Source organism: Streptomyces diastatochromogenes (assembly GCF_002242805.1).
Classification (GTDB): domain Bacteria; phylum Actinomycetota; class Actinomycetes; order Streptomycetales; family Streptomycetaceae; genus Streptomyces; species Streptomyces diastatochromogenes.
This window is the reverse complement of sequence record NZ_MCGQ01000013.1, coordinates 271696-290153: the sequence shown is the minus strand read 5'-3', so window position 1 is coordinate 290153 and position 18458 is coordinate 271696. Positions and strand designations below refer to the sequence as shown.

15 protein-coding genes are annotated in these 18458 nt (G+C 71.6%); 2 read left to right on the top strand and 13 right to left on the bottom strand.

Annotation, left to right across the window (positions count from 1 at the left end; translation table 11 throughout):
* Window positions 1-17 precede the first annotated feature (17 nt).
* From BEK98_RS16140 to BEK98_RS16130, 3 genes are all read right to left on the bottom strand, one after another.
* Window positions 18-1454 carry a PAS domain-containing protein gene (locus BEK98_RS16140; protein ID WP_094217423.1) on the bottom strand — a complete coding sequence of 479 codons (1437 nt, stop codon included), beginning with the start codon at window positions 1452-1454 and terminating at the stop codon, window positions 18-20.
* A gap of 112 nt (window positions 1455-1566) precedes the next feature.
* Window positions 1567-2028 (bottom strand): GNAT family N-acetyltransferase, encoded by a 462-nt coding sequence (locus BEK98_RS16135; RefSeq protein ID WP_244201872.1) that lies wholly within the window; start codon window positions 2026-2028, stop codon window positions 1567-1569.
* Between the two features lie 368 nt (window positions 2029-2396).
* On the bottom strand, window positions 2397-3497 hold the full coding sequence (locus tag BEK98_RS16130) for a citrate synthase 2 (protein ID WP_094217207.1): 1101 nt from the start codon (window positions 3495-3497) through the stop codon (window positions 2397-2399).
* A gap of 167 nt (window positions 3498-3664) precedes the next feature.
* On the opposite strand from BEK98_RS16130, the gene pdxH reads away from it, so the two are divergent.
* Window positions 3665-4351 (top strand): pyridoxamine 5'-phosphate oxidase, encoded by a 687-nt coding sequence (gene pdxH, locus BEK98_RS16125; RefSeq protein WP_094217206.1) that lies wholly within the window; start codon window positions 3665-3667, stop codon window positions 4349-4351.
* A gap of 18 nt (window positions 4352-4369) precedes the next feature.
* Here the strand turns inward: pdxH and BEK98_RS16120 are convergent, their stop codons facing one another.
* The 10 genes from BEK98_RS16120 to BEK98_RS16075 form a co-directional block, all read right to left on the bottom strand.
* A complete protein-coding gene (locus tag BEK98_RS16120) occupies window positions 4370-5410 on the bottom strand; it encodes an isopenicillin N synthase family dioxygenase (RefSeq protein WP_094217205.1) in 1041 nt (346 codons plus the stop codon).
* 207 nt (window positions 5411-5617) lie between these two features.
* On the bottom strand, window positions 5618-6247 hold the full coding sequence (locus BEK98_RS16115) for a TetR/AcrR family transcriptional regulator (protein WP_244201871.1): 630 nt from the start codon (window positions 6245-6247) through the stop codon (window positions 5618-5620).
* Between the two features lie 4 nt (window positions 6248-6251).
* Complete coding sequence (locus BEK98_RS16110; RefSeq protein WP_094217204.1) at window positions 6252-6989, bottom strand: enoyl-CoA hydratase family protein; 738 nt, start codon at window positions 6987-6989, stop codon at window positions 6252-6254.
* Window positions 6986-8554, bottom strand: coding sequence for a 4-coumarate--CoA ligase family protein (locus BEK98_RS16105; protein WP_094217203.1), 1569 nt, complete (start codon window positions 8552-8554; stop codon window positions 6986-6988). The genes BEK98_RS16110 and BEK98_RS16105 overlap by 4 nt, the downstream gene beginning before the upstream one ends.
* A gap of 29 nt (window positions 8555-8583) precedes the next feature.
* Entirely contained in the window at window positions 8584-9744 is a 1161-nt protein-coding gene (locus tag BEK98_RS16100) for an acyl-CoA dehydrogenase family protein (protein WP_094217202.1), read from the bottom strand.
* Between the two features lie 54 nt (window positions 9745-9798).
* Window positions 9799-11640, bottom strand: a complete 1842-nt coding sequence (locus BEK98_RS16095) for an acetyl/propionyl/methylcrotonyl-CoA carboxylase subunit alpha (RefSeq protein ID WP_094217201.1) — start codon at window positions 11638-11640, stop codon at window positions 9799-9801.
* 5 nt (window positions 11641-11645) lie between these two features.
* The gene (locus tag BEK98_RS16090; RefSeq protein WP_094217200.1) at window positions 11646-13244 is read right to left on the bottom strand and encodes an acyl-CoA carboxylase subunit beta; all 1599 of its coding nucleotides are present in this window, start codon (window positions 13242-13244) and stop codon (window positions 11646-11648) included.
* Window positions 13241-14917: an acyclic terpene utilization AtuA family protein gene (locus BEK98_RS16085; protein WP_094217199.1), complete on the bottom strand. Its 1677-nt coding sequence runs from the start codon at window positions 14915-14917 to the stop codon at window positions 13241-13243. Before BEK98_RS16085 ends, BEK98_RS16090 begins: the two co-directional genes overlap by 4 nt.
* On the bottom strand, window positions 14914-15708 hold the full coding sequence (locus BEK98_RS16080) for a TIGR03084 family metal-binding protein (RefSeq protein WP_094217198.1): 795 nt from the start codon (window positions 15706-15708) through the stop codon (window positions 14914-14916). Before BEK98_RS16080 ends, BEK98_RS16085 begins: the two co-directional genes overlap by 4 nt.
* 128 nt (window positions 15709-15836) lie before the next feature.
* On the bottom strand, window positions 15837-17549 hold the full coding sequence (locus BEK98_RS16075) for an NAD-dependent malic enzyme (protein ID WP_094217197.1): 1713 nt from the start codon (window positions 17547-17549) through the stop codon (window positions 15837-15839).
* A gap of 164 nt (window positions 17550-17713) precedes the next feature.
* Here BEK98_RS16075 and BEK98_RS16070 point away from each other — a divergent pair, with 164 nt between their 5' ends.
* Window positions 17714-18457: a class I SAM-dependent methyltransferase gene (locus tag BEK98_RS16070; RefSeq protein WP_094217420.1), complete on the top strand. Its 744-nt coding sequence runs from the start codon at window positions 17714-17716 to the stop codon at window positions 18455-18457.
* The last annotated feature ends 1 nt before the right edge of the window (window position 18458 follow it).

Below are 18458 nucleotides of genomic sequence, written 5' to 3'. Positions count from 1 at the left end.
GCACTGAGCACCGGGGGCTACTCCTCCCCCGGCCGCTCCCGCACCGCCTCCGCCAGATCCAGCGCCGCCGCGATCCGTACGGCCACATCCTCCGCGTAGACCGCGTCCACACGCTCGAAACGACTGCGACCGGCCCCCCGCAGGAACGTGACCACGCCCAGCGTCCGCCCCCGGCTGCGCAGCACCGCGCACAACGCGTGCGCCGCATCCTCGGGCCACTGCCGAGCCAGCGCCCACTCACGCGCCCGCTCGGCCGGAACCGACCCCGCATCCGCCCGCACGCTCCCGGCCCGCTCCACACAGCTCAACGCCGGATGCCCCTCCTCGTAGCGCAACGGCAGCCCGGCCATGCCCGAGAGCAGACTCGGCCCCGGTGCCCCCGCGGGCGTGGCCGCGAGCCGCACCAGCCGCACCGGAACCGCGTCATCGCCCTCCGCGCGCGGGGCACCCGCCACACGATCGAGCAGCGCATGATCGGCGAAACCGGCAAGCGCGAAGTCCAGATGAACCGTGGCCGCCTCCGCCGGATCCTCACACTCGGCGGCGGCACGAGCCGCCCGGTGCAGCTGATTGGCACGGAAGCGCAGCAGAGCCGCCTCCTGCTCCCCCTGCTTGGCCTCCGTGACGTCCTGGAACAGCCAGCCGACCCCGAGCGGCACAGGCTCCTCCGCGAGCGGCGAGGCCAACCGCACGAACCCACTGCGCCAACAGCGCCGCTTCTCACCCTCGGGCGTCCGCACGGTCACCCACATCTCGGCGGGCGCGGGCGGCGCACCCTCCGCCAGCACATGCGTCAGCGCACTCTCCAGCTCCTCCACACCCTGCGCCAGCAACTCACCCAGCGGCCGCCCGAGCGCGGACGTACGCCCGATACCCAGGGCCCGGGCCGCATGCGCATTGACGACGGCCGGCCGCAGATCGGCATCGACCAGCACCACACCCCAGGACGCGTCCTCGAACAGCGCCTCGCTCAGCGCGATGGACCGCTCCAGATCGATCTGCGCATGCACCTCACTGAACGCGCAGTACACCCCCGCCGGCTTCCCCTCCGGCCCACGCACCGCAGCGGACTGGGTCCGCACCAGCACCCGCCCACCATCCTTGGTGACCAGCGCGAACTCATGAACCTGCCGACCCGGCGCATGCATGACCGACATCAGCCGCGCCTGCACATCCTCGGCATCGGCACTGCGCACCGCCCACCCGGCGAACCCGTGCCGCCCGACCGCCTCCGCCGCGGTCCAGCCGAGAATCCGCTCGGCCTCCCGGTTCCAGTGCGTGACGACCCCGTCCGCGTCGAAGGCGCACAGAGCCGCGTCCATGCCGTCCAGCAGCGCGGCGAGCAGATCGGAGCCGCCGGACTCCTCCGGACCGTCAGGACCCTGCGGACCGTCCCGCTCGGGCTCGTCCGGCCCCAGCTCGTCGGTGGTCCCACTCCGCCGGGAAGCACTCACCTGGACCCCCTGGAGGCTGCGTCGGCGCACCTGCGGCACGCGGTTCGCTCACTGGCCTTCATTCAACTGGAACGTGACGCAGCCCACATCCTGTTCCCGCAGATTGAAGGAATCAATGCCCGGCACCAGAGTCCGCCGCCAACCGCAGATCGACCCACTCCTCGGTCTCCCCGTCCAGCACATACCGCTCGATCTCCACGAACCCGCACCGCTCGGCAAACCGCAGCCCCTCCACGTTCACCGCCAGCACACACGTCTCGACCACCCGCGCACCCAGCCCGCGCGCGTGGGCGAGCCCGTTCTCGTACAGCGCCGCACCGAAGCCCCGCCGCCGGAACTCGGGCAGCACCCGCGCGATGACGGTCGCGACCCCCTCCTCCCCGACGGGCGGCCGCACGGTGGAACACCCGACGAGCACATCACCCAGATACGCGTTCTCCAGCCGGTTCCGCTCCCGACGCTCCCGGGCGTCGTCCAGGGACATGGCGGCCGGAGGCACGATGACGTTGTGGACGTGGCGCCACTGCTCGAGCGTGGCGTCGCTGTCGACGGCTTGGATACGAAGATCAGTCACGCGAGCAGCGAATCGTCCGGGCGGTCGCGCGTCAACCGCATTCCGGCCTCCGAGTTTCGGCCCCCGAGTTTCGGCCCCCGAAAAAAACCCTTGAGGCGTTCCCGGATGCTTCTTAGGGTGTGGAGCACCGAAGAGAGGAGGTGGTTCGGAGCATGTATGCACACCGGACGTCGGAGGTGGCTGCGGGCTAGCGCCCGTCACCACACCCAGTGCGGTGCCGGACCAGCGTGTGTGCACACACGCAGCCGGCCAATCCCACGCAGTCACCCGACCCGCGAGCTCGCCGGTACGTCCGGCCGGCCCCCGCCGACAGGCGGAGGACCAGAGCTCGCGGGTCGTCTGCGTTTGTGCGGGGTTCGGACGGGGCTTCAGTGGGCGATGTCCGCGTACCCCTCGATCTCCTGCGGACCGCGCGCCGCCGGCCCCACGTACCGGGCGGAAGGCCGCACCAGACGCCCCGTCCGCTTCTGCTCCAGGATGTGCGCCGACCAGCCGGCGGTCCGGGCGCAGGTGAACATCGACGTGAACATGTGCGCCGGGACCTGCGCGAAGTCCAACATGATCGCGGCCCAGAACTCGACGTTGGTCGCCAGCACCCGGTCCGGGCGCCGGTTGTGCAGCTCCTCCAGAGCCGCCTTCTCCAACGCCTCGGCGATCTCGAACCGCGGCGCGCCCAGTTCACGGGCCGTGCGGCGCAGTACGCGCGCGCGGGGGTCCTCGGCCCGGTACACCCGGTGGCCGAAGCCCATCAGCCGCTCACCGCGGTCCAGGGCCTTCTTGACGTACGCCTCGGCGTCACCCGTCCGCTCGATCTCCTCGATCATGCCGAGTACTCGGGAGGGGGCGCCGCCGTGCAGCGGTCCGGACATGGCGCCGACGGCCCCGGACAGCGCTGCGGCGACGTCCGCGCCGGTCGAGGCGATGACGCGGGCCGTGAAAGTGGAGGCGTTCATGCCGTGCTCGGCGGCCGACGTCCAGTAGGCGTCGACGGCGGCGACGTGCTTGGGGTCGGGCTCACCCCGCCAGCGGATCATGAAGCGCTCCACGACCGAGTGCGCCTTGTCGATCTCTCGCTGCGGCACCATCGGCAGACCCTGCCCGCGCGCGGACTGGGCGACGTACGACAGCGCCATGACGGCGGCGCGCGCCAGGTCGTCGCGGGCCTCGGCGGCGTCGATGTCGAGGAGGGGTTTCAGGCCCCAGACCGGCGCCAGCATGGCGAGCGCGGACTGTACGTCCACACGGATGTCACCGGAGTGGACCGGGATCGGGAACGGCTCGGCGGGCGGCAGTCCGGGGTTGAAGGCGCCGTCCACCAGCAGCCCCCACACGTTCCCGAAGGAGACGTGCCCGACCAGATCCTCGATGTCGACGCCGCGATACCGCAGGGCGCCGCCCTCCTTGTCGGGTTCGGCGATCTCCGTCTCGAACGCGACGACTCCCTCGAGCCCGGGTACGAAATCGGACATCAGGCGGCTCCTCGTGAAAGTGTCGGCGGCGGTCACCCCGGTGATGCCCCGATCAGCCAGTGGTCACCCAAACCGCAGGGGGACCTGCACGATAACGCCGAGTGCCATAGTTGGGGAGCCCATACGACACTGAGTGCCACGCGCGTTCGATACGGCAAGATGACCGCGTGACCGACCGCGAGCTCAGCCCCGACCCCCTCGTCGATCCCGCCGCCATGCGCAAGCAGTACCGGGCCGCGGGCCTCGACGAGAAGGATCTCGCCGCGCACCCCATGGACCAGTTCTCCCGCTGGTTCGAGGACGCCGCCCGGGCCGCCCTGCACGGCACGCTCTACGAACCCAACGCGATGGTGGTCTCCACGGCGGACGCGGCGGGCCGGCCCAGTTCCCGCACGGTCCTGATGAAGCAGTACGACACCGACGGCTTCGTCTTCTACACCAACTACGACTCCCGCAAGGCGCGCGAGCTGGCCGACAACCCGTACATCTCGCTGCTCTTCCCGTGGCACCCGATCGCCCGCCAGATCATCGTCACCGGCGTCGCCCGCCGGACCGGCCGGGACGAGACCGCCGCGTACTTCCGCACCCGCCCGCACGGCTCCCAGCTGGGCGCCTGGGCCAGTGTGCAGTCCTCGGTGATCACGTCCCGTGACGAGCTGGACGAGGCCTACGCGGAGCTGGGCGAGCGCTACCCGGAGGGGGAGCAGGTGCCGGTTCCGCCGCACTGGGGCGGCTTCCGGATCGCGCCGGAGACGGTCGAGTTCTGGCAGGGCCGCGAGAACCGTCTGCACGACCGGCTGCGGTACGTGGCCCGGCCGGACGGCGACTGGGATGTGGAGCGGCTGAGCCCCTGAGGCTCCGGTGTGTGGCAATCAGGCCGGTGTCAGCAAGTTCCCGTGATGCCGTTCCGCCACCAGAGGGTGTGCCCTCAGCTTGCCCTTGAGTTCGTTGTAGCCGTACTCGGCGAAGAGGGGGTTGGCCGGGTCGGTGGTGATGCCGGGTGCTGTCGACGCGTGGGGGAAGGGCAGCGGCTCTACCCTCGCGTCGAGGCGGGGGTTGTAGAAGAACGGGACCGAGAAGCGTTCCGTTGCGCCGGGTGGGCTGACGACCCGGTGGTTGGTGGCGATCAGGTAGCCGTTGGTGGCTACTTCCAGGAGTTCGCCGAGGTTGACGACGAAGGCGCCCTCGAGTGGGGGTACGTCGTGGAAGTGGTCGTCCTCGCGTTGGACCTGGAGGCCGCCGACGGTGTCCTGCAGGAGCAGGGTGAGGAAGCCGTAGTCCTTGTGGGCGCCGACGCCCTGGTCGGTGCCGTCGTTGGCGCTGCCGGGGTAGCGGACGAGCTTGAGGTGCGGGTGGGCGTGGTCGCCGAAGATCGGGTCGTAGAAGTCGGCGGGGGCGCCGATGGCGGTGAGGAGTTCGTGCAGGAGGCGCTGGGCGACGCCGCTGAGTTTGTCGATCCAGGCCAGGGCGGCCGTGCGCAGTTCGGGGAGGGCGGTCGGCCACTGGTTGGGGCCTTGCAGCCACCAGTAGGGGGGCTCGCCGGGGCCGGGGATGTGGGCGGGGCGTTCGGCGCCTATGTCGAGCTGGTCGCGCCAGTCGCGGGCGCCGCCGGTGCGCTCGTCACCGGTGCGGGTGTAGCCGCGGAAGTGCGGGGAGTTGACGTTGTCGAGGGCGAGCCGGTCGGCCTGGGGGAGGTCGAAGAAGGCGCGCATGGCGGTGAGGAGGGCGTCGGTCTCCGCCTGGGTCACGCCGTGTCCGACGAGCTGGAAGAAGCCGACGTCGTGGGCGGCGCTGTGCAGCTGCGCGTGGAGCAGGGCGCGGGCCTGGGGGCCGCGGTCGGCGGCGGACAGGTCGATGATCGGGAGCTGGGCGTACTCGTCGTACGAGGGGGTCGTCGCGGGGTGCGTCGTCATGGGTGCGTCCACAGGGTGTGTGGGCACGGGCAGGCCGCCGAGGGTGGGGCGGCGCGCGCCCGGGATGCCGTGAGGGGAGAAAGAGGGGCTGAGGTCAGGCGGAAGGCCGACAGCCCATGCTCGTGACGCGCACGTAGTCCACGTGGCGGCGGCGAACGAGCATCGGAAGCATGGGCCCAAGGGTAACGCGCTCCCGCGGTGACCCGTTCAGCCCAGTGTTTCCTCCAGGAGCAGCGCCCACTGGGCCAGCACGCGCTCGCGGCGGGCGGTGTCGTCGGTGAGGAGGTTGGCGAGGCCGAGGCCGCGGGCCATGTCGAGGAGGCCCTGGACGGTCTCGCGGACGCCGGGGCGGGACTCGTCGGCGCCGAGCAGGTCGACGGCGATGCGGTGGGTCTCGCGGCCGACGCGGGCCTCCAGCTCGGTGACGCGCGGGCGGAGCTGTTCCTCGTCGGATGCGGCGACCCACAGGTGGAGGGCGGCGCGGAAGAGGGGGCCGGTGTAGAGGTCGACGAGGGCGAAGACGACGGCGCGGCGGTCGGCGGCGCCGTCCGGGAACAGGGCGCGCAGGGCGGTGGAGCGTTCTTCGGCGACGTACTCGACGGCGGCGGTGAAGAGGTCCTCGCGGGTCGGGAAGTGGTGCTGGGCGGCTCCGCGGGAGACGCCGGCGCGTTCGGCTACGACGGCGACGGTGGAGCCTGCCCAGCCGTGCTCGGCCAGGCAGGCCACGGCGGCTTCCAGGAGCCGCTGCCGGGTGGCCCGGCTGCGGTCCTGCTTGGGGCTGCGGTCCGGCTTGGGGTGCTGCCCCGGCACGCGGTCGCGTTCCGCCGTCGTGCTCACGTCCTCACACCACCCATGCCGCGTCCCGTCTTTCCAGGAAGGCTGTCATCCCCTCCCGGGCCTGGGTGGTGGAGAACAGCCGGGCCGAGAGCGCGGTCAGGTGTGCCGCGTCCCGGTCGAACGTCTCCAGCACCCTAGCCGTGAGCAGCTGTTTCGTCTCGGCCAGGGCCTGGGGGGAGGAGCGGCGCAGGCCGTCGAGGACGGGGGCGAGGGCTTCGTCCACGTCGTCGGCGGTGGTGGTGAGCAGGCCCAGGTGTACGGCCTCGGCGGGGGCGAAGCGTTCGCCGGTGAGGTAGTAGCGGGCCAGGGCGCGGGGGTCGGTGCGCGGGATGACCGGGAGGGAGATCACCGCGGGGGCTACGCCGATGCGGACCTCGGTGAAGGCGAAGGTGGCCGTGGTGGAGGCGGCGGCGATGTCGCAGGCGGCGAGGAGGCCGAGGCCGCCTGCGCGGACGTGTCCGGTGATCCGGGCTAGCACGGGTTTGGGCAGCTCGACGATCTGCCGGAGCAGGCCCACCAGGGCGTCCGGGTCGGGTGGGTCGCGCAGGTCGGCGCCGGCGCAGAAGGTGGTGCCGGTGTGGGTGAGGACGACCGCCCGGACGTCCTCGTCCTTGCCGCAGTCGGTGAGGGCCTCGGCCAGTTGGGAGACGAGGGCGGTCGAGAGGGCGTTGCGGGTGTCGGTGGCGTCCAGGCTGAGGGTTTCGACGCCGCGCGCGCGTGTGCGTCCGATGAGTGGGCTCATGTGTGCTCCCTGAGCTGCCGTCGCAGGATCTTCCCGCTGGCCGCGCGGGGGACGGTGTTGATGAAGGTGATCCGGCGGACGCGTTTGTAGGGGACGACGCGTTCGGCGACGTACAGCATGATCTCGTTCTCGCCGAGGTCGGCGGCGGTGGGCTGGCGGACGACGAAGGCGTGCGGGATCTCGTTGCCGTCGTCGTTGTAGGCGCCGATGACGGCGGCGTCGGCGATGCCGGGGTGGGTGAGCAGGAGGGCCTCCAGTTCGGCGGGGGCGACCTGGAAGCCCTTGTACTTGATGAGTTCCTTCACCCGGTCGACGACGAACAGCCAGCCGTCCTCGTCCACGTGGCCGATGTCTCCGGTGTGCAGCCAGCCGTCGGTGTCGATCATGTCGGCGGTGGCGTCGGGGCGGCCGAGGTAACCCTTCATCACCTGGGGGCCGCGGATGAGGATCTCGCCGGGGTCGCCGGGCGCGAGGTCCTTGCCGGGGTCGTCGAGGGAGACGATCCGCATCTCGGTGCCGGCGATGAGTTTGCCGACCGTGCCGGGGGGCGCGTGGTGCAGGGCGTCGAGCGGGACGACGTGGGTGCCGGGCGACAGTTCCGTCATGCCGTAGGCCTGGCCGATCGGGGGCAGGCCCAGGCGTTCGGCGCAGGCGGCGGCGAGGGTGGCGTCCAGGGGGGCGGCGGCGCTGATGACGTACTTCAGGGAGGAGAGGTCGTAGCGGGCGACCGCCGGGTGCTTGGCGAGGCCGAGGACGATCGGCGGGGCGACGTACAGGCCGGTGATGCGGTGGTTCTCGATGGCGGCGAGGAAGGTCTCGAGGTCGAAGCGGGGCAGGACGACGACGGTGGCGCCCTTGCGCAGGGGCGCGTTCATCAGGGCGGTCAGGCCGTAGATGTGGAAGAAGGGCAGCACGGCGAGGATGCGGTCGCCGGGTCCGGCCGGGACGGGGGGTTCCAGCTGGGCGAGGTTGGTGGCGATCTGCCGGTGGGTGAGCATGACGCCCTTGGGGATGCCGGTGGTGCCGGAGGAGTACGGCAGCGCGGCGATGTCCTCGGCCGGGTCGAAGTCGATCTGCGGTTCGGGTGCGGCGGAGGCGAGCATGTCGATGAGCGAGCGGTGTCCGGGTGCGTTGTCGCACACGAATATCTCCCGTATTCCGCCGGCGAGTTCGGCGGCGCGGCGGGCGGATTCCAGCAGTGGGGAGACGGTGATGATCCAGCGGGCGCCGCTGTCGGCGAGCTGTTTGGCGAACTCCTCGGGTGTGGCGAGCGGGTGCACGGTGGTGACGGAGGCACCCGCGCGCGTGGCGGCGTAGAAGGCGGTCGGGAAGGCGATCGTGTTGGGGCTGTGCAGGGCGAGGACGTCGCCCTTGCGTATTCCGGCGTCGGCGAGCGCGGCGGCCAGTCGCCGGTGGAACCGGTCCACTTGTTCGTACGTGAGGGTGGTGCCGTCCGTGCCGTCGATGAGGGCCGGCTGGTCGCCGAAGTCGGCGGCGCGGCCCAGGACGGCCTCGTGGATGGGGAGTTCTACGGGCGGAACGTCTGCGTACTCGCTGCGGAACACGGTTCCTCCAAGCGGCTGCCGATGCTGCCCTAGTACGACTTGGGCAGGCCCAGGGTCTGGTGGGAGACGTAGTTGAGAATCATCTCCCGGCTCACCGGAGCAATACGAGCCACACGCGCGGCCGTTATCAACGAGGCGAGCCCGAACTCGCGCGTGAGGCCGTTGCCGCCGAGGGTGTGCACGGCCTGGTCGACGGCCTTCACGCAGGCCTCTCCGGCCGCGTACTTGGCCATGTTGGCGGCCTCGCCCGCGCCGATGTCGTCGCCGGCGTCGTACAGGTGGGCCGCTTTCTGCATCATCAGCCGGGCCAGTTCCAGGTCGATGTGCGCCTGCGCCAGGGGGTGTGCGATCGCCTGGTGGGCGCCGATGGGGGCCTTCCAGACGGTACGGTCGCGGGCGTACTCGATCGCCTTGGCAAGCGCGTAGCGGCCCATGCCGATCGCGAAGGCGGCGGTCATGATGCGCTCGGGGTTGAGCCCGGCGAACAGCTGCAGCAGGCCGGCGTCCTCGTCGCCGACGAGCGCGTCGGCGGGGAGGCGTACGTCGTCCAGGACCAGCTCGAACTGCTTCTCGGCGGCGTTGAGTTCCATGTCGATGGGGTTCTTCTGGAAGCCCTCGGCGTCCGTCGGGACGATGAACAGGCAGGGCTTCAGGCGTCCGGTACAAGCGTCCTCGGTGCGGCCGACGATGAGGACGGCGTCCGCCATGTCCACGCCGGAGATGAAGACCTTGCGGCCGGTGAGGAGCCAGTCGGTGCCGTCTTTGCGGGCTGTGGTGGTGATGCGGTGGGAGTTGGAGCCGGCGTCGGGTTCGGTGATGCCGAAGGCCATGAGGCGGGTGCCGTCCGCTAGCGCGGGCAGCCAACGGGATTTCTGGTCCTCGGTGCCGAAGCGGGAGATCACCGTGCCACAGATGGCGGGTGAGACCACGAGCATGAGGAGCGGGGAGCCCGCGGCGCCCAGTTCTTCGAGGACGATGGAGAGTTCGGCTATGCCGCCGCCTCCGCCTCCGTACTCCTCGGGGAGGTTGACGCCCAGGTAGCCGAGTTTTCCTGCCTCGGTCCAGAGCTCGGTGAGGGGCTTCCCTTCGGCGACGGTACGGGTGAGGTAGTCGCGGCCGTAGCGCTTGCCGAGGGCGGCTACTGCGGACCGTAGAGCCTTGTGCTCTTCTGATTCGATGAGGGTGGTCATGCGATTCCTCCGCGTGCGGCTTGTGTGTGGTTGCTCGCGCAGTTCCCCGCGCCCCTAGGTTTCTTGCACCACCGCCAGCAACATTCCCGGCTCTACCTGCTGTCCCGGTTTGGCGTGCAGCGCGCTGAGCGTGCCTGCGACGGGTGCCGTGATCTGGTGCTGCATCTTCATCGCCTCGAGCCAGATCAGGGGCTGGCCGGCCTGTACGGCCGCTCCCTCGGTCAGGTTCTCGGCGATCCGGACGACCGTGCCGGGCATCGGGGCGAGCAGGGAGCCGGGGGCGAGCTGCGCGGTGGGGTCGGGGAAGCGGGGCAGGGCGGTGAGGCGGGCCCGGTTGACGTACACCTGGTCGCCGTAGCGTGTGACGTCGAACCTGCGCTGTACGCCGTCCACTTCGAGTACGACCCTGCGCGCGTCGGCATGCACGATCCGTACCCCGTCGGCCGCCAGGCCCTGCCGGGTGTGCCGGTAGTGGACCTCGTGCTCCTCTCCCGCCATCTCGTACCGCTTGGCCTGCGGCTGTGAGGGAACGTTGCGCCAGCCGCCGAAGCGGGAGCGGCCGTGGGTGTCGGCGAGGGCGGCGGCCAGGGGGGCGTACGGGTCGGGGGCGAGGGCGGTCAGGTCGGTGAGGTGGCGGTCGTAGAAGCCGGTGTCCATGTGGCCGGTGGTGAACTCCTCGTGCCGCAGAGAGCGTACGAGCAGCTCCCGGTTGGTGAGCGGGCCGTGGAGTTCCGCTCGCTCCAGGGCTCCGGCGAGTTTGCGGAGCGCCTGCGCGCGTGTGGGGGCGTGGGCGACGACTTTCGCGAGCATCGGGTCGTAGTGGACGCCGATCTCGTCGCCGTCGGTGTAGCCCGTGTCGAGGCGGACGGCGGCGGGTACGGCGAGGCGGTGCAGGGTGCCGGTCTGCGGGGCCCAGTCGCGGGCGGGGTCCTCGGCGTACAGGCGGGCCTCGACGGCGTGGCCACGCGCGCGTGGAGGGGTCTTTTCGAGGGCCGCGCCTTCCGCGACGCGGAGTTGTTCGGCGACCAGGTCGAGGCCGAAGACCGCCTCCGTGACGGGGTGTTCGACCTGGAGGCGGGTGTTCATCTCCAGGAAGTGGGCCCTGCCGTCGGCGACCAGGAACTCAACGGTGCCGGCGCCCACGTAGGACACGGAACGGGCGGCGCGTACGGCCAGCGCGTGCAGCTGGTCCGTGAGCCTCTCGGAGAGTCCGGGGGCCGGGGCCTCCTCGATCACCTTCTGGTGGCGGCGCTGCAGGGAGCAGTCGCGGGTGCCGAGCGTCCAGACCGTGCCGTGGGTGTCGGCGAGGATCTGCACCTCGACGTGGCGGCCGTGCTCGACGTACGGCTCGACGAAGACCTCGCCGTCGCCGAAGGCGCTCGCGGCCTCGGCGCCCGCGCCCTCCAGTGCGGCCTGCAGCTCCTCCAGGCGGCGCACGATCCGCATCCCGCGCCCGCCGCCGCCGGCGGCCGCCTTCACGAGCACCGGCAGGTCGGCCTCGGTGACCTCGACCAGGGGCGCGATCCCCATCAGCTCCTTGGCGCGCGTCTTGGACGCCATCGCCTCGATCGCCCCGGGCGGCGGCCCGATCCAGACCAGTCCGGCGTCGAGGACGGCGCGGGCGAAGTCGGGGTTCTCGGAGAGGAAGCCGTACCCGGGGTGCACGGCGTCCGCGCCGGCGGCCAGCGCCGCCTTCACGATCAGGTCGCCGCGCAGATACGTCTCGGCGGGCGTCGCGCCCGGCAGCCGTACCCCCGTGTCGGCCGCGCGCGTGTGGAGCGCGTTCTGGTCCGCGTCCGAGTGCACGGCGACCGTTCGGATTCCCAACTCACCGCAGGTGCGGAAGATCCGGCAGGCGATCTCGCCCCGGTTGGCGACGAGCAGAGTCGAAATCATGAGCCTCACATCCGGAAGACGCCGAAGCCGCCGCGCGCGCCCTCGTAGGGGGCGGTGTGGATCGCGGACAGGCACAGGCCGAGGACGGTGCGGGTGTCGCGCGGGTCGATGACGCCGTCGTCGTACAGCCGCCCGGACAGGAACATCGGCAGCGACTCGGACTCGATCTGCTGCTCCACCATGGCGCGCAGGGCCGCGTCCGCGTCCTCGTCGTACGGCTGCCCCTTCGCCGCCGCCGACTGCCGGGCGACGATCGACAGCACGCCCGCGAGCTGCTGCGGGCCCATGACGGCCGACTTGGCACTGGGCCAGGCGAACAGGAAGCGGGGGTCGTAGGCCCGCCCGCACATGCCGTAGTGGCCGGCACCGTACGACGCCCCCATGAGGACCGAGAGGTGGGGGACGCGGGAGTTGGACACCGCGTTGATCATCATCGCGCCGTGCTTGATGATCCCGCCCTGCTCGTACTCCTTGCCGACCATGTAGCCGGTGGTGTTGTGCAGGAAGAGGAGCGGGATGTCGCGCTGGTTGGCGAGCTGGATGAACTGGGCGGCCTTCTGCGACTCCGCGCTGAACAGGACCCCTTGGGCGTTCGCCAGGATGCCGACCGGGTAGCCGTGCAGGCTCGCCCAGCCGGTCGCGAGGCTCGTGCCGTACAGCGGCTTGAACTCGTCGAAGTCGGAGGCGTCGACCAGGCGGGCGATGACCTCGCGCGGGTCGAAGGGGGTCTTCAGGTCGCCGGGGACGATGCCGAGCAGTTCGTCCTCGTCGTACTTGGGCGGGGTCGCCGGGCCTGGATCGCCGTACGCCTTGCGGTGGTTGAGGCGGGCCACGACCCTGCGGGCCTGGCGCAGGGCGTCCTGCTCGTCCACGGCGAAGTAGTCGGCGAGGCCCGACACGCGCGCGTGCATCTCGGCACCGCCGAGGGACTCGTCGTCGCTCTCCTCGCCGGTCGCCATCTTCACCAGCGGCGGCCCGCCGAGGAACACCTTCGCCCGCTCCTTGACCATGATCACGTGGTCGGACATGCCGGGGATGTACGCCCCGCCGGCGGTGGAGTTGCCGAAGACGACGGCGACGGTGGGGATGCCGGCGGCGGAGAGCCGGGTCAGGTCCCGGAAGATGGCGCCGCCGGGGATGAAGATCTCCTTCTGGGAGGGCAGGTCGGCGCCGCCGGACTCCACCAGGCTGATGCAGGGCAGCCGGTTGGCGAGCGCGATGTCGTTGGCGCGCAGGGCCTTCTTCAGGCTCCAGGGGTTGCTGGCGCCGCCGCGCACGGTCGGGTCGTTGGCGGTGATCAGGCATTCCACGCCCTCGACCACGCCGATCCCGGTGACCAGGGAGGCACCGACCGCGTAGTCGCTGCCCCAGGCGGCCAGCGGGGACAGTTCCAGGAACGGGGTGTCCGGGTCGAGGAGCAGCTCGATGCGCTCGCGGGCGAGCAGCTTGCCGCGTTCGCGGTGCCGTTGGATGTACTTCTCGCCGCCGCCCGCGAGCGCCTTGCCGTGCTCGGCCTCCAGGTCGGCGAGCTTGGCGAGCATGGCCTCGCGGTGGGACCGGTAGTCGGGACTGCCCGTGTCCAGGGCGGAGGTCAGGACGGTCACAGAAGAACCTCCGGGATGTCCAGGTGGCGGGAGCGCAGCCATTCGCCGAGGGCCTTGGCCTGCGGGTCGAAGCGGTGCTGGGCGGCGACGCCGGCGCCGAGGATGCCGGTCACGACGAAGTTGAGGGCGCGGAGATTGGGCAGGACATGCCGGGTGACGGGCAGGTCGCGGCTCTCGGGGATCAGCTGCCGGAAGGTGTCGGCCGACACCGCGTGGGCGAGCCACCGCCAGGCGTCGTCGGTGCGGGCCCAGATGCCGACGTTGGCGTTGCCTCCCTTGTCCCCGCTGCGGGCGCCGACGACGAGACCGAGAGGGGCACGGCGGACGGGCCCGGGCGGGAGCGGCTCGGGCAGCGGTGGCTGGGGCAGCGCGTCGGGTACGAGGGTGTCCTGGGCCGGCGCCACAGGCACCCGGCGCCCGTCATGGAGGACCGCCACATGGTCGACGGCACCATGGGGTACGTACACATCCTCGAAGACCCCATAAGGCGCGCCCTTTCCGGGTGGCGCCAGCACATGGAAGCCCGGGTAGCTGGCCAGTGCCAGCTCGATGGCGGCTCCGCTCAGCGCACGCCCGACGACCTGCTGGTCCGGGTCCCGTACGACGAGTCGCAGCAGGGCGCTGGCCGTCTCCTCGGTGTCCGCGTCGGCCCGATCGGTGCGGACGAGATCCCAACGGACTTCGGCGGGAGGCGACTTGGCGAGGGCGTCGGACAGCTGCTGCCGGACCAGTTCCGCCTTGGCCTCGATGTCGAGTCCGGTGAGGACGAAGGCGACCTCGTTGCGGAAGCCGCCGAGCCGGTTGAGTCCGGCCTTGAGCGTCGGTGGCGGAGCCTCCCCGCGCACGCCCTCGATCCGCACCCGGTCGGGCCCGTCCTGGCTCAGCCGTACGGTGTCCAGCCGGGCGGTGACGTCGGGGCCGAGGTACCGGGCGCCGGCGGTCTCGTAGAGCAGTTGCGCGGTGACCGTGCCGATGTCGACGAAGCCGCCGGTGCCGGGGTGCTTGGTGATGACGCTGGTGCCGTCCGCGTGGATCTCGGCGAGCGGGAAGCCGGGACGGCGTACGTCCCCCTCCTGGAAGAAGGAGTAGTTCCCGCCGGTCGCCTGCGTCCCGCACTCCAGCACATGCCCGGCGACGACGGCACCGGCGAGGCGGTCGTACTCCCCCGGCTGCCAGCCGAAGTGGGCGGCGGCCGGGCCGGTGACGAGCGCCGCGTCGGTCACCCGGCCGGTGATCACGACGTCGGCGCCGGCCCGCAGACACTCGGCGATACCGAAACCGCCGAGGTAGGCGTGGGCGGCCAGGGTGCCCGGGTGGGCGGCGGTCAGGTCGTCGCCCTCGACATGGGCCACCCGCACGGGGATACCGAGCCGGTCGGCCAACTGCCGTATCGCGGCGGCGAGTCCGGCCGGGTTGAGACCGCCCGCGTTGGTGACGATCCGCACCCCGCGCTCGTGGGCGAGGCCGAGGCAGTCCTCCAGCTGGCGCAGGAAGGTGCGGGCGTATCCGGCGGCCGGGTCCTTGAGGCGGTCGCGGCCGAGGATGAGCATGGTCAGCTCGGCGAGGTAGTCGCCGGTGAGGACGTCGAGTTCGCCGCCGGTGAGCATCTCGCGCAGGGCGTCGGCGCGGTCGCCGTAGAAGCCGGAGAAGTTGCCGATGCGCAACGGGTTCACCGGGTGCCGTCCTTCGGCGGGCGGCCGGTGCCGGGCGGGCCCGCGAAGGCCTGCGCGATGTCGAGCCAGCGGTCGGCGTCCGGGCCCACGGTGTGCAGGGCGAGGTCGGTGCGGTGGGCGCGCTGGGTGACCAGGAGGCAGAAGTCGAGGGCGGGGCCGGTGACGCGCTGGGGGGCGTCGGGCGGACCGTAGGTCCACAACTCGCCGGAGGGTGAGGTGAGTTCGATGCGGAACTCCTCTGCGGGCGGGGTGAGTCCGTGGACGCCGAAGGCGAAGTCCCGTGTGCGCACACCGAGCCGGGCGATGTGCCGGAGCCGGTCGGTGGGGGCGCGGGTGACACCGAGGGCCTGCGCCACGTCCAGTGCGTGGGCCCAGGTCTCCATGAGGCGGGCGGTGGCCATGGAGGCGGCCGACATGGGTGGGCCGTACCAGGGGAAACGCGCGCCGGGTGCTGCCGCGCGCAGGGCCTGGTCGAGGGCGGCACGTCCGTCGCGCCATGCCGAGAGCAGGTCGGCGGCCGGGAGCCGGGCGCCCTCCTCCGCGCCCTCGTCCACGAAGGAGTCGGGGCTGGCGAGCGCCTTCTCGACCAGCGCGCGGAACGCGTCCGCGTCGGTGACGGAGAACAGCGCGGACCGGTCGGTCCAGGCGAGGTGGGCGATCTGATGGGCGACGGTCCAGCCGGGAGCGGGCGTCGCGAGGGCCCACTGCTCCGGGGTCAACTCGGCTACGAGTCGGTCCAGTTCGTCGCTCTCGGCACGCAGGTCGTCGATGACGGGCGTCGGGTCGGCCATGGGGGGAGCATGGCAGTGGGGGCAGAAACAATCAAGCGTGCTTGCATTAATTTGGCTCGGAGGGCTCTGTCTCAGTGGCTGTGCGGGGTCGCCGCCTCGCCGGTCTCACACGGCTTGCACCGGCGGACTCACACGGCTTCCACCGGCGGATAGACCGGCTCCCACCGCGCCGCCCGCACCGCCGCCTCGATGTCGTCCACGCCCGCCCGGGCCACCCCCTCCTCCATCGCCGTACGAGCCACGGCCACGGCGACCGCCTCCGAGGTGGCGCGCAGGTCGCGGATCGGCGGGAGCACCGGCGCGTTCAGCCGGGCGACGTCCGTGTCGTCGGTTCGGCGGGCCACGGCGTCCGCCGCCGCGCGGAGCATGCGATCGGTGACCCGGGAGGCGCGTGCGACGATCACGCCGAGGCCGAGACCGGGGAAGACCAGGGCGTTGTTGGCCTGGCCGATCTCGTACGTCGTACCGTCCCGCTCGACCGGCGCGAAGGGGCTGCCCGTGGCCACCAGTGCCTTGCCGCCGGTCCAGTCGAGCAGGTCGGCGGGGGTGGCCTCGGCGAGATCGGTCGGGTTGGACATGGGCAGGATGATCGGGCGCCCGGTGTGCCGGGCCATCTCGCGGACGATCGCCTCGGTGAAGGCGCCGCCCTGCCCGGAGGTGCCGATGAGGATGGTCGGGCGGACCCGGCGGACCACCTCGTCGAGGGGGATGCCGGGAAGACCGGCGTCGTGCCGCCAGTCGGCGACCTGATCGGCGGGGCGGGCGTACGGCACCTGGAAGTCGCGGAGCTTGTCGCCCTGGTCGGCGGTGAGGAGGCCGTAGCGGTCGACGCACCAGAAGCGGGCGGTGGCCCCCTCGGCGGACAGGCCCTCGGCGACGAGGGCGTCCCGGAGCTGGTCGGCGATGCCGATGCCGGCCGTACCCGCGCCGAAGACCACGATCCGGTGCTCGGTCAGGGGCACGCCCGCGGCCCGTACGCCGGACAGGACGGCGGCGAGGTTGACGGCGCCGGTGCCCTGGATGTCGTCGTTGAAGGTGAGGACCTGGTCGCGGTAGCGGTTGAGGACGCGACGGGCGTTGGCGGTCCCGAAGTCCTCCCAGTGCAGCAGGGCGTTCGGGAAGAGTTTCGTCGCGGTGGTGACGTAGGTGTCGATGAAGGCGTCGTAGGTGTCGCGGTCGACGCGAGGGTGCCGGTTGCCGAGGTAGAGCGGGCTGTCGAGTAGTTCCCGGCGGTTGGTGCCGACGTCGAGCATGACGGGCAGAGTGCGCAGCGGGTCGATCCCGGCGGCGGCCGTGTAGACGGCGAGCTTGCCGACCGCGATGTCGATGCCGCCCACGCCCCAGTCGCCGATGCCGAGGATGGCCTCGCCGTCGGTGGCCACGATCAGGTCGACGCCGTCGGCACCGAGGCCGCTCGCGCGCAGGGAGCGTTCGATGTCGTCGGGCGCGTCCACGGAGAGGTAGATCCCGCGCGGACGCCGGTACTCGTAGCTGTAGCGCTCGATGGCCTTGCCCACGGTGGGCGTGTAGACGATGGGCAGCATCTCTTCGAGGTGGTCGCCGACGAGCCGGTAGAACAGCACCTCGTTGCGGTCGTGCAGGTTGGTCAGGTTGAGGCTCTTGGCCAGGTCGTTCGGCTGCTCCCGGAACTGCGTGTAGGCGCGTTCGGCCTGTTCGTCCTGGGTGAGCACGCCGGGGGGGACCAGTCCGACGAGGTCCAGGGCCCGGCGTTCGGCCTCGGTGAACGCGGTGCCCCGGTTGGTTCGGGGGTCGGCGAGTACGGCCCGGCCGCGCGCCGCGGTCCTCAGGGGGCGGGGGGTGGTGTCGCGAGCGTCGGTCATGGGGTCCGCCTTCCGTCCGGCTCTGCCCTGCTCTGCCCCCTTCAGGAGTGTGCCGGAGGCGTGGGGGATCCGCAGGGAAGGGCGCGGTCGGGGACGGCGATCTGCCACGCATGTCGTCGGAAAAGCGCGCGCGTCGCTGCTGGTTGCCGCAGTACCGTCGGCCCGTGCTCGATGAAGACGGTTACTTCGGAGAAGCGGTCGCGGCGCGGTACGACGAGTCGTCCGCGGGGATGTTCGAGCCGGAGGTCGTGACGCCGGCCGTCGACTTCCTGGCGGAGCTGGCGGGTGCGGGCGGCCGGGCGCTGGAGCTGGGTGTTGGTACCGGGCGGGTCGCGTTGCCGCTGACGCGGCGCGGGGTCGAGGTGCACGGGATCGAGCTGTCCCGGGCGATGGTGGAGCGGATGCGGGCCAAGCCGGGCGCAGACGCGATCGGGGTGTCGATCGGGGACTTCGCGGCGACGAGGGTGGACGGCACCTTCTCCGTCGCCTACCTGGTCTACAACACGATCATGAACCTGACGTCACAGGACGCCCAGGTCGAGTGCTTCCGCAACGCCGCGGACCATCTGGAGCCCGGCGGCTGCTTCGTCGTCGAAGTCATGGTGCCCGATCTGCGCCGGCTGCCGCCCGGGCAGACCGCGGTGCCGTTCCGGGTGGACGACGGACGGCTGGGCTTCGACCTGTACGACGTGGCGACGCAGTCGATGAGTTCACACCATGTGGAGGTCGCGGACGGCCGCGGTTCGTACCTGGCCGTTCCGTTCCGGTACGTGTGGCCGGCGGAGCTGGATCTGATGGCCCGGCTCGCGGGGCTGCGGCTGCGTGAGCGGTGGGACGGCTGGAGCCGGGAAGCCTTCACCGGTGAGAGCCGGCAGCACGTGTCGGTGTGGGAGAAGCCGGGCGACTGAA

Excerpts from the sequence above, each read along its gene's own strand:
- BEK98_RS16075 (WP_094217197.1), bottom strand. The coding sequence starts at position 17,549 with ATGACCGACGCTCGCGACACCACCCCCCGCCCCCTGAGGACCGCGGCG.
- BEK98_RS16100 (WP_094217202.1), bottom strand. The coding sequence starts at position 9,744 with ATGACCACCCTCATCGAATCAGAAGAGCACAAGGCTCTACGGTCCGCA.
- BEK98_RS16080 (WP_094217198.1), bottom strand. The coding sequence starts at position 15,708 with ATGGCCGACCCGACGCCCGTCATCGACGACCTGCGTGCCGAGAGCGAC.
- BEK98_RS16110 (WP_094217204.1), bottom strand. The coding sequence starts at position 6,989 with ATGAGCCCACTCATCGGACGCACACGCGCGCGCGGCGTCGAAACCCTC.
- BEK98_RS16120 (WP_094217205.1), bottom strand. The coding sequence starts at position 5,410 with ATGACGACGCACCCCGCGACGACCCCCTCGTACGACGAGTACGCCCAG.
- BEK98_RS16095 (WP_094217201.1), bottom strand. The coding sequence starts at position 11,640 with ATGATTTCGACTCTGCTCGTCGCCAACCGGGGCGAGATCGCCTGCCGG.
- BEK98_RS16130 (WP_094217207.1), bottom strand. The coding sequence starts at position 3,497 with ATGTCCGATTTCGTACCCGGGCTCGAGGGAGTCGTCGCGTTCGAGACG.